Annotated in this window: 8 protein-coding genes; 7 read left to right on the forward strand and 1 reads right to left on the reverse strand. The window is 37.2% G+C overall.

The genetic code is table 11. From position 1 onward, the window contains the following. Positions 1–27 precede the first annotated feature (27 nt). The 3 genes from H0V01_04475 to H0V01_04485 all read left to right on the forward strand — a co-directional run bounded on the left by H0V01_04475 (position 28) and on the right by H0V01_04485 (position 10,003). On the forward strand, positions 28–1,011 hold the full coding sequence (locus H0V01_04475) for a hypothetical protein (protein MBA2582627.1): 984 nt from the start codon (positions 28–30) through the stop codon (positions 1,009–1,011). A gap of 104 nt (positions 1,012–1,115) precedes the next feature. Then, complete coding sequence (locus H0V01_04480; GenBank protein MBA2582628.1) at positions 1,116–9,545, forward strand: PKD domain-containing protein; 8,430 nt, start codon at positions 1,116–1,118, stop codon at positions 9,543–9,545. Next, the gene (locus H0V01_04485; GenBank protein ID MBA2582629.1) at positions 9,545–10,003 is read left to right on the forward strand and encodes a hypothetical protein; all 459 of its coding nucleotides are present in this window, start codon (positions 9,545–9,547) and stop codon (positions 10,001–10,003) included. Before H0V01_04480 ends, H0V01_04485 begins: the two co-directional genes overlap by 1 nt. A gap of 33 nt (positions 10,004–10,036) precedes the next feature. On the opposite strand, the gene H0V01_04490 is transcribed toward H0V01_04485, so the two are convergent. Beyond that, on the reverse strand, positions 10,037–10,378 hold the full coding sequence (locus H0V01_04490) for a helix-turn-helix transcriptional regulator (GenBank protein MBA2582630.1): 342 nt from the start codon (positions 10,376–10,378) through the stop codon (positions 10,037–10,039). 141 nt (positions 10,379–10,519) lie between these two features. Between H0V01_04490 and H0V01_04495 the strand changes: the two genes are divergently transcribed. The 4 genes from H0V01_04495 (at position 10,520) to H0V01_04510 (ending at position 14,610) form a co-directional block, all read left to right on the forward strand. Continuing rightward, positions 10,520–12,136, forward strand: coding sequence for a hypothetical protein (locus H0V01_04495; protein MBA2582631.1), 1,617 nt, complete (start codon positions 10,520–10,522; stop codon positions 12,134–12,136). A 23-nt stretch (positions 12,137–12,159) separates the two neighbouring features. After that, positions 12,160–13,164 (forward strand): tyrosine-type recombinase/integrase, encoded by a 1,005-nt coding sequence (locus H0V01_04500; GenBank protein MBA2582632.1) that lies wholly within the window; start codon positions 12,160–12,162, stop codon positions 13,162–13,164. Then, a complete protein-coding gene (locus tag H0V01_04505) occupies positions 13,127–13,996 on the forward strand; it encodes a site-specific integrase (protein MBA2582633.1) in 870 nt (289 codons plus the stop codon). Before H0V01_04500 ends, H0V01_04505 begins: the two co-directional genes overlap by 38 nt. A gap of 68 nt (positions 13,997–14,064) precedes the next feature. Continuing rightward, positions 14,065–14,610: an ORF6N domain-containing protein gene (locus tag H0V01_04510; protein ID MBA2582634.1), complete on the forward strand. Its 546-nt coding sequence runs from the start codon at positions 14,065–14,067 to the stop codon at positions 14,608–14,610. The last annotated feature ends 308 nt before the right edge of the window (positions 14,611–14,918 follow it).

Here is a 14,918-nt window from a genome sequence, read left to right on the forward strand (position 1 = left end):
ATTAACCTGTTTATAAAATTAAAAAAAATGAAAAATCGCACTAAAATTAAAACAATTAATAGATATAGTTTTTTTCTTGCTCTCGCATTTACTTTTTTTGTTTTAAATATTAAGGTATTTGGGCAGGTAAATACGACTGGGGGAGTATCTTTGGTACAGGGTGATAATCCTCCTCATGTATCTGCAATGCTGGATATAATTTCAAGCAATAAGGGAGTTTTATTGCCTCGTTTAACTACATCTCAACGTATGGCAATAACCCCTCTTGAAGAAGGCTTGTTGGTGTATGACCTTACTAAACAAGCTTTTTATTATGTAGATCAAGCCTCATGCTGGAGAGAAATGGAAAATCATAAGACTGGAACATTAACATGTGATGAATCATCCGGCAAGGTTCCTGTAGGTGGAATTATTTCATTTTTCCCAATGAATCCAAATGATATTACTAATCTTTTTGATGGTACTGGTTTAGGACATGCCAAGTATGATGGTTGGGCAATTTGTAATGGCAATAATTATACTCCTGATTTACAAGGTAGTTTTATTGTTGGAGTAGGCCAAAAGCTTCCTGCTTCTAATGGAGAACTGGAAAATACAAATTATCAATTTACTAATCAGGGAGGTTTAAATAAATATACGCTTAAATCGAATGAATCTGGCTCACCTGCCCATAAACATCAAGTGACTGCTTCAATAGCACCAGGGGCAACAATGAATTATGATGGATTTACAGAAGACGATGGAAGTCATTTTCATAATATTGAGGTTAGGCAAAAGGGATCTCAAACTGGAATTCATAATACTGGTTTTCGTAGAGGACCAATTAAACCAGGAGATGTTAAAACTGCAACAGCTGGTATTCATAAGCATGCAATTAAAATTACTGGAAATGTTAATTTATCTGGTCAAATTAATGGCGATACAGAAAACAGTTCAGGCGCAGATGCAACTGCTGCTCATGAAAACAGACCGCCTTTTTATGCATTATACTATATCATGAGAATCAAATAATAAATACATTAGTTTTAGTATTTATTTCAATTTGTATACACTTTTTTACAGAATTAGTCTAATACGCACACAGTGAAAAACGCATGATTAAAAATAAAATTACAATGAATAAAAAAGCTCCTATTCGTTTTTTTCTCGATTTAAAGGTACCTGTAACGACACTTGTTTTTCTATGCGTATTAAGCCTTGGTTTAAATGCCCAAAACGTATTAACTGTAACCAAGACAACAGATTTTGATCCCTATTTATATTCAGTGAATCCCAATGATACTGCATTGACAGGAACCTTGCAATGGGCTATTCGCAAATCAAATGACACAAGCGGAGTAAGTACCATTAATTTTAATATTCTCGGCACAGCTCCGCATATTATAGCATTAGATTATCAGTTACCAACAATTACTAAACAAGTAACTATTGACGGTAGCACCCAAACAGGATACCTTTTAAATGAACCATCTGTTATTGTTGATGGGCAATCATTAATATCTGATGGATTTAATTTTCATTCTCATGATAGCAGTATTATAAAGGGATTATATATAAGAAACTTTTCTTATAATGCAGTTTCTTTTTATTATGCTAACTATTTTGAAATCCTATTCAATACAATAAATCAAAGTGGTCAGAATGATGTTTATTTATCCCAATCATCTGATGGAAAGATAAAAGGAAATATAATAGGGACAGACTATATAAATAACCCAAATTTATCTTTGTATGGCTCAGGTATACATATTGATTACAGCAGCAACAGGGTATTGGTGGGTGGTTCAGGAGTAAATGAATTCAATATAATAGCTTATCATAATTATAATTCAGGAATTAAGGTTAACGGGAACAATATTCTTCTCACTAGAAATTTAATTTATGAGAACTCAAATGCTATACGTCTAGCAAATGAAGGTCCCAAGGCAAAACCGGTAATAAGTTCTGTAGATCTTTCAGGATTAGTCATCGGAACATCAGAAGCAGGAGACAGCATAGAAATATTTGGAGGAACAGGGCCAGAAAATGCGAATCACTATTTTACTACGGTTATTTCCGATAGTTCTGGCAATTGGAGTGCATTGATTGGAGCAATAACGCATTCATTCATAACAGCAACAGCAAGGGATTACTATAACAGTACTTCCGAACTTGCTCATTTCAGTTTTGCACCAATGTTTATTTCTCAAGGCCCTGATAGTTCATGGATCTGTCCAGGCGAAACTAAAACACTAAGTGTAACTGGGGGAAACCTAGCCCCTGCTTCTTTTTGGAGTTGGTATGCAGATAGTTGTGGAGGAACGCCAATAGATACAGGGTTTAGCATTCAGGTATCCCCCAACATTTCAACTATCTATTATGTAAGGTCAGAAGGAAGTTTTATTTCGAGTTGTGAATCCATAATTATATATGCAAGAGAAGCATTTCATATTTCTTCTACTACAGCAGTTATTTGCAAAGGAGATAGTGCTATATTAACTGTTAGTCCTTATCAAGAGGGCGTTTTTTGGAACCCAGATATTGGATTAAGCAACAGCACAGGAGAAACAGTAACAGCTAGCCCAGACAGCACTACAACTTATTTCGTGGGGATGACTCGTGGACCTTGTCCTGACCAATTTACTCTTACAGTTTTACCTTGTTCCATAGGTTGTTTAGAAGATGTAACTATTTGTGCAGGAAGTTCTGTCATTTTAACTGCTTGCGGAGGAGATAACGACAACTACATTTGGACACCTGCTTTTGGATTAAGTGCAAACACCGGATCCAGTGTAACAGCTAGTCCTTCAGTAACTACAACCTATACGGTAAGTTCAATTATTTTGGGAGATACTGTATATAAAAGCGTAACTGTAACAGTAATTGCAAGCCCTGTAACCACTATTACCGCATTATCAAATTGTGATACTACTCTTGTTGAATTTTTTGGAAGTGGCAGCAGCGGAAACGGAATCGGACTTAATTATTTCTGGAATTTCGGGGACGGACACACCTCAAGTCTTCAAAACACTAGCCACAACTATGCTGACCCTGGAATGTATTTAGTAACCCTAACTGTTAATAACGGAAACTGCGTGTACGTATGTTCCCTTTATGTAAAGTCAGGAAATCCACAGGCTTTTTTCAACATTACTGATGTATGTGTGGGTAGTCCACTTTTTGTGACCAATGTAACAGTAGGGGCAACTAGTTATTTATGGGATTTTGGAGATGGCACTTCTTCCCTAGCTGAATATCCGCAATATGTTTATCCTACAACAGGGACTTATTATGTAAGCCTAACCACCACTTTTGAAAATTGTACAAGTTTAATAACAAAACAAATTAGCGTAAAAGCTCCCATTGTTAGTGCCTCTTTTACCATGCAACCAAGTCCAGCCTGTATAGGCAGTCCGGTAGTTTTTACCAATACCAGCAGCAACGATGCAACTGAATTTTTATGGAACTTTGGAAACGGTTATGAATCCAATGCAATTGATACTACCTTTACTTATTTTGCATTTTCCCCTAACCAAGGTTATCAAGTTAAACTGAAGGCAAGCAATGGTGGATGTTATAAGGAAGTTAACAAGTATATAACAATAAAAGGTCCCCCTTTAGTTAGTATTTCAGGGTCAGAAACAGTTTGTGAAGGTTCATCATCCAACCTTTATGCGGTAATATCTAACATTTCCACACCTTCCAATCAATATAGTTATCAATGGAGTTATTCTGATGGAGGTACACCAGTAAATATTGCTAGTGAATACGGAGGAACCCAATCTATATTGCCTGTTACTTTAAGCGGTAATTATACAGTTGTAGTAACAGATTCCTGTGGTCAGCAAGGCGTTGCCATACATACCATTGCAATTTTAAACCTGCCCCAAGTTTCACTAAACCTTTTAGACGGTATTAAATGCCCGGGAACAGCAAATGGTTCAGCTGAGGTTTTGGGTATAAGTGGCGGAGATATAATTAGTTGGAGTCCTTCTGGAGAGACAACGGCAATTGCAAACGCTTTAGTAGAAGGTGTAAATCAGGTTAGTGTGAGTAATGGGAGCTGCAGTAAAATTTTAATAATTGAAGTTCCATATACAGGTCCATCCTTATCAATAACCACTACGCCTTCTGGCTGTTCTCCTAGTTCCACCTCGGGATCGGCAACAGCTCAATTAAGTTCAGGAGCAAATCAGTATGTATGGAAAAATGCATCAGGAATCCAAATAGGAACCAACAATTCAACAATTACTGGTTTAAGTGCAGGAGTTTACAGCATTTCCGTAACAGATAATAGCAGTTGTGTCATTACCAATTACTTCCACATATCCCCAGCCATTCTTTCAGTTAATGTATCAAACACTGAAAGTTGTTTTGATGAATCGGCTGATGTAATACCACAAGTTTTCATTAGTGGCGGATCTACCTTTAGTGGTAGTTTTAGCTGGTTTTCAATTATTAATGGAATTGAAAGTAGTATATCATCAGGAACCGGACTTTTATCAGGTACATACCGGGTAACTGCCTCTGACAACAATTTTCAATGCCAGGCATCAACGGATTTTACAGTAGTTCAGGGAGATACATTGAAAATTGTACTTATTCCATCTAACCCGACCTGCAATGGTTCTGAGAACGGATCTATACATGCGGCCGTTATTGGCGGTAGCGGTGATTATTACTATGAATGGATTCGTGGAGGAAGTTTAGTATCCACAGGACAATCAGCTGATCATTTAAGTTCGGGAAATTATACTCTTACAGTTACAGACATTAAAGGTTGTACAAAATCAGAATCTACAATTTTAATTGATCCTTTGCCATTTAGTGTGAGTTTTGAAGCCAATGCAACCCCATGTGAACTAGCTGCCACTGCCGACAATGGCATTACACCATTTGTTTTCCACTGGATTAGAGTTAAAGATGAATCAGGTGTAAACATACTACCAAATGAGGAAAGTATAACAGAAACAAGTTTTCAAACAGCCTTCGGTACAAATCTTCCACTTGGAAGTTATATAGTGCAAGTAGTGGATTCAATGGGATGTATTGCAGAAGATACAGATACCCTTTCAAATGGCACACGTCCTTCACGTACCTTTAAAATTCGGTATGTATGGGAGCGGCCATTTTATGGAGAAGAACCGGAAGAATTGGCCCAAAACACACAAATACCTGAATTAATTGAAGAAATAAAAGATGACCTTAAAAAGCAGCTTGCCAAATGCCTTGATATAATGGAAGCAAGTGTAAAGCAAACCATTCAAAGTTCTTGTTTGGAAAAAGACAATTTCAAGGATGAAGTTAATATAATATATGGACTGCCTTATTATCATTATACACTTTATTATTACGACAGGGCAGGCAACCTTACAAAGACTGTGCCTCCGGAGGGTGTTAATTTCTTGAACAGTACAGAAATAGCAAACCTTTTGAAGTCCCGTACCAATCCAACTTACACACCATCTATTTTTCGCCCAGAACACACTCATACAACCACCTATGATTATAATAGCCTTGCTCAATTGGTATTGCAAACCACTCCTGATGGAGGAACCTCAAGGTTTAAATACAATGATATCGCACAATTGCGTTATTCGCAAAATGCAAAACAAAAGGCAGATTCATCCTTTTCTTATACTAAGTATGATTATTTAAGCCGGATACAAGAAGTTGGAGAAAGCGGATTGAATAATCATTTTTTAAACCTTGACGCAAACGATCAGGTATTTCCACTTACCAACAATAAAGAGGTAACCACCACAGTATACACTGATGCAGGTTCGGTTCATTACAACGGTAAGCAGCAGAGGTTTTTAAATAACAGGGTAAGCCATTCTTTTACAGATAAAGACGGTGATGTTTTAACACTGGATGACCGTGCAGAGACTTTTTACAGCTATGATCCTCATGGAAATGTGGAATGGCTTGTGCAGGACATACCAGGCTTTGGTAAGAACTACATGGCCTATGATTATGACCTTATAAGCGGAAATGTGCTGAAGGTGCGTTTTAATGAAAACCGCCTGGATCGTTTTTTTCATAAATACAGTTATGATGAGGACAACCGCATAAAACAGGTGCAAACCTCCCGCAATGGAATATTATGGGACAGGGACGGAACCTATGATTACTATGACCATGGCCCTCTAAGACGCACCACAATTGGAGAAGATAAGTTACAAGGAATAGATTACACCTATACCATTTCAGGCTGGTTAAAGGGTATCAATACCCCCTTGCTTGATCCATACAAAGATCCGGGGAAAGATGGTTACGTGGGATCAGATTATATGAAAGATGCTTTTGGGATGAGCTTAGGTTATTTCAATGGTGATTTTATCCGCTCCAACATGGGGAACATCTCACCTTTAAATACTGCAAATAATTATGCGGGCCCCAATAATGCCCTTTTTAATGGTAACATTTCGTCATGGACCACAAATACTGATTTAACCAATGTATATTCTGGGCCAACAGCTTATGCTTTTGGAAATGAGTTAAAAGGGGAAGTATTTACTTATGATCAACTCAACCGATTGGTGAAAACAGATTTTAGGAATTCTTCAGATCAAGGTCTTAATTGGAATAATCCAAATAGTTATGGCACTGAATATACTTACGATGGCAATGGCAATATCCTTAGTTTAAAGAGAAACGACCAGACAACAAACCTAATGGATGATTTAGGTTATACTTATACAGCAGGCACCAATAAACTGGTTACAGTTGTAGATGGAGAATTCAATACCATAAACTCCGGAACATTTCATGGAACTCACAGTTATGCTTATGATCCAATTGGGAACTTAATCAGCGAAACAGGTCCTGAAATTATAGAAGGAATTCCTGTTACAGTGAGTAATTCCATTAGTTGGAATGTTTATGGCAAAATAGACAGCATAAGAAAAAATCAGGCTGGTTCCCATATTCAAACCATTAAATTTAAATATGACGCCTCTGGTAATCGTATAAGTAAGGAAGTAATACCACAGCCCTATAATATTACTACTTTAAGTACTACTTATTATGTAAGAGATGCATCAGGGAATGTAATGGGAACTTATGAGCGAAAGAACCGTTCGGTTAACGGAGGCTATGAAGCCGATTACTTTATGCGTGAACAGCCCATCTATGGAAGCAGTCGTATAGGTCAGTCAATAAACTCAAGTGATACAGAATTTAAAATAGGTACTGCTAGTTTTACATCCAATGCAGCCAACAATGTTGATTTTATAGCAGCAGGCATCATGCAGAATAGCGAACTCTTAAACTGGATAAGTCCTGCCATAAAAAAATATTCGATTGACTCCCAAACAGAAACCTGTAATTGCCAGATCAAAAGGGCAAATTTTACTGGAACTGCGAATGTATATAGCGATACTGTTAATATTGCTGAATTTATGGGACAGGCAGGCAATGCAGTGAGTGTTGCGGAAGATATAAATGGAAATTTACAGTTTTACACTGTAGTTGCCAAAAACTACCTGGGAAATGAAAATGTTTGTTTAATTTACGATAAAAATGGTGATTTAATGAAAAACAGCAATGGAATAATTGCTAACTTTAACGCCAAACCGATAGTAATGAAACGTCCTGGCAATAACAACGAATATTATTTGTTTACGGTAGGAAACGATGGAAATCCATTTATCCATAGTATAAATATGAATTCAGTTGGATATGGCCTAAGCAATCCTATGGGAGAAGTAGTTCAGAAGAACACACCACTTGATAACAGTGGTAATTACGGCTCTCATCTTACTGCATTGGAAGATGCCTTGACAGGAATAAATTACATGTATACAACTAGGTACATAGCACCGGTAACAGCCGCAGATGACGGCACTACAGAACTTGTTGCTTTTGAATTTTTACCAGGAACAATAATTCCTTCCAAAGAAGTAATGGTTTCCATTCCAGGAAGAGACGCAACGGGTAACGGTGAATTACATATATCTGCAAATGGTAAAAAGATAGCCTACTACAGTAGGAAGAAGAAAATCGGAGGATTTGATCACCGGGCAACTGAAATTAATATATTTACCTTTGATCCCAGCAATCGCAATGCTATTGTTCCCGCAGAAACACGCATAATAGCAGATAACGGGGCAGGAACCATTGGGAAATCAGGGATGGATTTTTCTCCGCTGTCAGAGGACGTTTACTTTGCTCAACATGGTATTTACATGCAAGATTACGGTTCGGGCAAGTTGTCAGAGAAAAATATATTCCAATTTAATATTAACACAACAAATCCTATTACTGGTAGATGGTTAGCTTCAACCTATACTGATTCCATCCAGTATGGAGAAGTGAGAAGAGCCAGGGATGGGTCAATGTATATACCGGGTATTGGCAACGACAATTATTTCACAACAATCAATAACAATGGAACAAAAGGATTAGACCAAACTTTAGGTTACAAACTTACTGGTAATCTTCCTGCCCAATTATTTAAAGTAGGTTCCACTGAAACTCCTTCACCTATAGTGCGTACAGTTGGTAAAAAGCAGTATGAATTAATCGACCATTTAGGGAACGTGCTGGTAGTTGTGTCTGACCGCAAAATTCCTGTTGATGACAACAATGACGGAACCATTGATTATTATACTGCCGATATTTTAGTGACACGGGATTTTTATCCGGGCGGAATGGAAATGCCCGGGCGCTCTTTCAATAGCCCAGATTACCGCTACTCATACGGGGGGCACGAAAATGATAATGAAGTTAAAGGCACAGGAAATCATATAAGTTTTGGGGATTATGGATATGACCCAAGATTAGTAAGAAGATGGCAAGTCGACCCAATGAGCAAATTGATGCCTGGTTGGTCACCCTATTCTTATGCTAAAGGAAACCCTATTTTATACATTGACCAAGATGGTCAATACCCTTTTACTTTCTTTGTTAGGTCTTATGAAAGCAGTGGTGTTTTTGGACGTCCGTTCACTTCAATAGGGGATAACAGAACTGCGAGCACTTCTGAGTCAGCTTCTGCACGTATTCATTTTAAAATGCATATTGAAACAGATGGTAATAAATTGGAAAAATATAATGCCTTTAGTAGCCCATCAATTCAATTACATTATCCAATAGCACCTTTCTTAAATCCTAAAGTTGATGTAGCAAGTCCAAAAGCAATTGCTGGTGCTGATAAAAGTGGAATGTATGGTTTTAAAGCTTCGGCTGCGGAACCAATTATGGGTAAATTACCAATAGTAGGTGGCTTAACACCCGATATTGATATTAAAGGGTTAATGAATATTACGGAAAAAGATGGGATTTTAAGTATTAAAGGACAAATAAGTGGTGATGGCTTTCCAGATGCAGAAACATTCATTAAAGACAACTCCGGACAATCATTGATGTTAGGAACATATAACCACGGGTCAATGGGTAATCCAGCGTGGTCTTTGCCAGGTGATGGAAATAAACAAATGATTGGTGTAAATGTGCAGGTTGAACTAACAAAAGATGGGAACTTTAGTAAAGCCTGGTCAATAGATGGTAAGGGGAATAAAACAGCATTAGACATTATAGCACCAGAAACAGAGAAAAAATAATGAAACAGTTTAAAATATTTGTTCTTTTATTCTTTCTTTTTGGCTGTAGCAGGAATGAAAAAGTAATGGTTTATTTAATTCCTGAAGGATATGAAGGGCCTTTGGTGTTGATTGAAGACCCACAAGCAGAAGACACGCTTGAAATAAAAGAAGACACTATTGTTTTTGATTTTAGAGAATCAGTAATATTGAGGCTGAAAGGCAAGTTTATAGAAGGTTCAAATCTTTTGTCAAATCTTAAATATTATTATGTGGACAATGTTGGAAATAAAACAGAAATACCGATTGCTTTAGGGAACTATACTCAAAAAGACAGTAATACTGTTTACCTTCATTTAAAGCATACTCAAATAAGAGAAAACTCTAAATGTGATATTGTATCTACTCCAGAAAATTTTAGTGTAAACATTAGAAAACAAAATCATCTTTGCGATAGCCTTTTTGCAATATATCCATAGCGTACCACCGCCCAGGCTTAACAGCTTGGGCGTTTATTTTCTATACGCTTTACTTGTTTTATAATCTCTCAAATAAGCATCCATCACATTAAAGAGTTCCGTTTGTTTAGCAGTTGGCAGCTTTGAAATATCTTCCAACCGTTCCAACATATTAGCATCCTTCACAAGCAAAGAAGATTTACCTACCAAGAAATCTAAACTTACTTCCAATGCTTCGGCAATGTTAGTGGCAATCTCAACGGAAGGCATCATATCCCCACGTTCATAACGCCCCACAATAGGCCCAGATGTGCCTATCTTCTCTGCGAGTTCTTCACGGGAAAGCCCTTTTTCTTTACGGGCTTGCATCATTCTATCACCAAATTTTACACTCATACGTGCCTAAAAGTTGTTTATCTGTAATGTTTTGGCAAAAATAAGACAAGTAAACGTAACAAGCAATTAGTAAAAGTGTTGTTTTTTTGGAATGGATAGTTTACTTTTGTCACCGAAACGTAACAAGAAAAATATTTTACAATGGCAAACACTCTGAACACACAGAACTCCGACCACATTACAATGAAATATGAGCAGCTTTTATTTTCTGTGCTTGGCGGGATAAGGCTTGAAGGACTGGACAGGTTAAGAGTAACGGTAAAAATAGAATTTAAGCAGCAAGCCATCAGGCACAATTTAGACTTATACAACGATACCCAAGCAGACAAATTAATCAGGAAGACCGCAGAAAGGTTAGAGATAGGCACAAGCTACATCAGCAAAGCAATAGGACAGTTAATCAATGAGCTTGAAAATTACAGGTTGGAAGAAATACAGAAACAGGCAGTAAAGCAGGAAACCCGCAAAGTCCTTACAGCAGAAGAAAAACAGGCAGCCATAGAATTTTTAAAGCAACCTGAATTACTAAAGCGAACTAATGAAATAATAGGAAAAGCAGGGGTAATAGGGGAAGAATTAAACAGGCTGTTAATGTTCCTGATTTTTACAAGCAGAAAAACATACCGCCCTTTGCACATTGTAAGCTTTGGAAGTTCAGGCGTAGGAAAAAGCCACCTTCAGGAAAAAGTAGGGGAACTGATACCGCAGGAAGAAAAAATAGAAATTACATCACTTACCGGAAATGCCTTTTACTACTTTGACAAAGACGAGTTAGGCCACAAGCTTGTATTAATAGAAGATTTAGACGGAGCTCTTGCGGCTCTCTATCCCATCAGGGAGCTACAGAGCAAGCAGAAAATCAGCAAGACCGTAACCATCAAAGACAAAAAAGGAAATGCCAAAACCATACACCTTGTAGTTTACGGGCCTGTATGTATTGCAGGCTGTACCACACAGGAAAGAATTTATGAAGACAATGCAAACCGTTCCTTCCTGATTTACCTTGATGAATCAGAAGAACAGGACGAAAAAGTAATGCAGTATCAAAGATTATTGAGTGCCGGAAAAATCAACAGCTATGAAGAAAAGAAGGTAAAAGAATTTATGCAGAATGTTCAAAGAGTTTTGCAGCCTGTAACCATCAGAAACCCCTATGCAGAATATTTAAAAATCCCAAAAGAAGTATTTAAGCCGAGAAGGACAAACGCCCACTACATAGCATTTATAGAAGCAATCACATTTTACAATCAATACCAGAGAGAACAAAAAGCAGATGAAGAAACGGGGGAACTTTACATACAAACCACATTGGAAGACATTGCAGAAGCAAACGCCCTGATGAAGCATATTTTATTAAGAAAATCAGATGAATTAAATGGGGCTTGCAGAGCCTTTTTTGAAAACCTGAAACAACACCTGAAAGCACACAACCAACAGAAATTTACAAACAAAGAAATCCGGTCAGCCTTCCGCATCAATCACAACACGCAAAAAATGTTTATGGTAGAATTACAGCAATACGGCTACATCCGCAAAACAGAAGGGGACAAAAAGAAAGGATTTAATTATGAAGTAATCAGCTTTGAAGAATATGAGCAATTGGAAACCCGCATAAATACAGTATTAGACCAGATATTGCAGCAACTGAAAGGAACAGAAGTTGAGAAGTTGGAAGAAGTTGTAAAGAAAAACCAACCACTTAAAACCGCACCAACAAAAGGAAAGAAAGCAAAAACAAAAGAAGTTGCAGAAAAATAAAAAGAGACCCACACAGAAAAAAAATGAAACACCTACACCTGAAAAGCAGCAACTTTAAACATTTAGAACAAGGTTTTAAAGAATGGTTAGACATATTGGGCTATGCAGAAACCACAGTAAATACCTTGCCTGTTCACGTTCGGGAATTACTGAACTACCTTGAAACCATCAAGCAAATAACCCACATCACACAGGTAAAGCCGAGACACATAAGCGAATTTATAAAATACCTGAAAACCCGCAGGAACAATATGTATGGCGGTTCATTAAGCGCAAGCCACATCAATAAAAGTATACAATCAATAAACACTTTTGCCCGCTACCTGAACCAGACCGGAAAATCTGTAATAGACATCATTACAAAGCGAATGACAAACGATGTAGATGAAAGAACCATACTAACCGGAAAAGAAATAAAAACCCTTTACGAAGCCAGTTTTGAACCGCACCCGACTTTTAACAGCAAAGCAATGGGACAAAGGGACAGGGCAATCATTGCTATTTTTTACGGTTGCGGACTGCGAAAAGATGAAGGAACAAAATTAGACATTACCGATATAGATTTAATCAAAGGGCTTGTTTTTGTAAGGAAAGGCAAAGGGAACAAACAAAGATACGTGCCAATAGCACAGAAACATTTAGAAGATTTACGCAGCTATATTGAAGAAGGGCGCTATTGGTATTTACAGGACAACCGCACAGCCTGGCACGTAAAAAAAGGAATGAAAAAAGAGAATGCAGACAGTTTAGCCCTTTTACTGAATGTGGAAGGCAAGCGAATGAAAAGCTTTGATGCCCGTTTTAAATACCTGAAAGAAAAAACAGAAATAGAAAAACAGTTTTCCACCCACAGCCTGCGCCACTCCATAGCCACGCACCTTTTACAAAGCGGAATGCCAATAGAAGAAATAGCAAAATTTTTAGGTCACAGCAGTTTGGAAAGCACACAAATTTACACCCATATAGTAAACACATTAAAAAAACAAGAAGATGAACCAACAGAATTTTTACTACTTCCTGAAAGATGAAAAGCTTGCAGAAAGCAGCATACAGGAACACATTAAAAATATTGAACGTTTTGAGAAATGGGCAGAGCAGGAAGGAATGACAGGAACAGAGCAGATAACCTACACAGAAATATTAGGCTTTGTTCAGCACTTAAAAAGCAAATCCGTAGGCATATCATCCATTAACAACCGCTTAAACAGCATTAGAAAGTATTACGAGCATTTAAAAGCGGAAGGAACAATAGAAGCCAATCCCGCAAGAAGAGTGCATATAAAAGGGAATATAAAAAAAGTCATCCATCAGCCTTTGAGTTATACAGAGCTTGAACAGCTTTACCAGGAATATGCAAAACCCAAAGAACACTACAGGGAAGAAAAAGGAAAGAAGGCACACAAGAGAAATACAGTAATATTAAGCCTGATGATATGGCAGGCCATCCACAGCGGGGAACTAAATAAAATTGAAATAAGCCACGTAAAATTAAATGAAGGGGTAATCTATATCCCATCCACAAGAAGAAGCAACAGCAGGGAAATAAAGCTTGAAAGCAAGCAAATAATTTTACTGCACCAATACATCAGCGAAAACAATTTTATAAATGAAAAACTTTTTGATTGCCATCCTGCAAACACAATGATGTATTTAGTGAACGAACTGAAAGGAATTAATCAGGTAGTAAAAAATGCGGGGCATATAAGAGCAAGTATAATCCTGCATTGGATAAAAATGTATAGCAAAAGACAGGTTCAGTATATGGTAGGACACAAGCACATCAGCAGCACCGAGCATTATGAAATACAGGAACTAACAGGATTAACCGACTTACTTACAAAACATCACCCGTTTAGTTAAATAAAAATTATTTTTGCAAACCAATAAGGTATCACAAATTGTGATACCTTCCAAACATCAATGATACTATGGCAAAGAAAGAAACAGTATTACTAATACCGCAGGAACAGATAATCAGTAAAATACTTGTATTACGGGAAGAAAAAGTAATGCTTGATGTTCATCTTGCTGAAATTTACGGAGTAGAAAACAGGGCATTAAAACAAGCAGTACGTAGAAATATGGATTTGTTCCCTGATGATTTTATGTTCGTGTTAACAGAAAAAGAAGTGGAAATAGTGGTATCGCAAAACGTGATACCTTCCAGACAATATTTAGGAGGTTCCAGCCCATTTGCTTTTACAGAAACAGGAGTGGCAATGTTATCAAGTGTATTGAAAAGTAAAAGAGCCAGAGAAATGAACATTGCCATAATGAGGGCTTTTGTAGCCCTTCGTAAAATGCTATTAAGCAATACAGAATTACGTTTGGAAATTGAATACATAAAAAAGAAAGTGGATAACCACGGAAAAAATATTGAACTTGTTTTTCAATACCTTGATGAATTACTGGAAAAGAAAGAAAATCCCAAGCCCCGGAAACAGATAGGATTTAAAACAAAAAAAGGAGAATAGCCAAACCCACATTGCAGAATTTACACCTGTTTAAATTAAGGTAGAAAGTGTTTTGCGGTGTAAACCCTGCAATCTCCCACAAAAGCCCACAGGCAGCCTATACAATGATTAGATTAAGGAAGAAAAGTGTTTGCATTGTATAAGCTGCCTTTTGCTTACCCACGCTATCACACGGGCCATATGACTCGTCCTGAAATAGGTTTACAGAAAAAACTGTAAATTTATTCGCACAAAATGAAAAGAAAACAAATCACAAAAGAAGAATTAGTTGCCGAATATTTAACTGGCAAAATAAGCTACAGAGCTTT

The sequence above is a fragment of the Bacteroidota bacterium genome, from assembly GCA_013696965.1.
Lineage (GTDB): Bacteria > Bacteroidota > Bacteroidia > JACCXN01 > JACCXN01 > JACCXN01.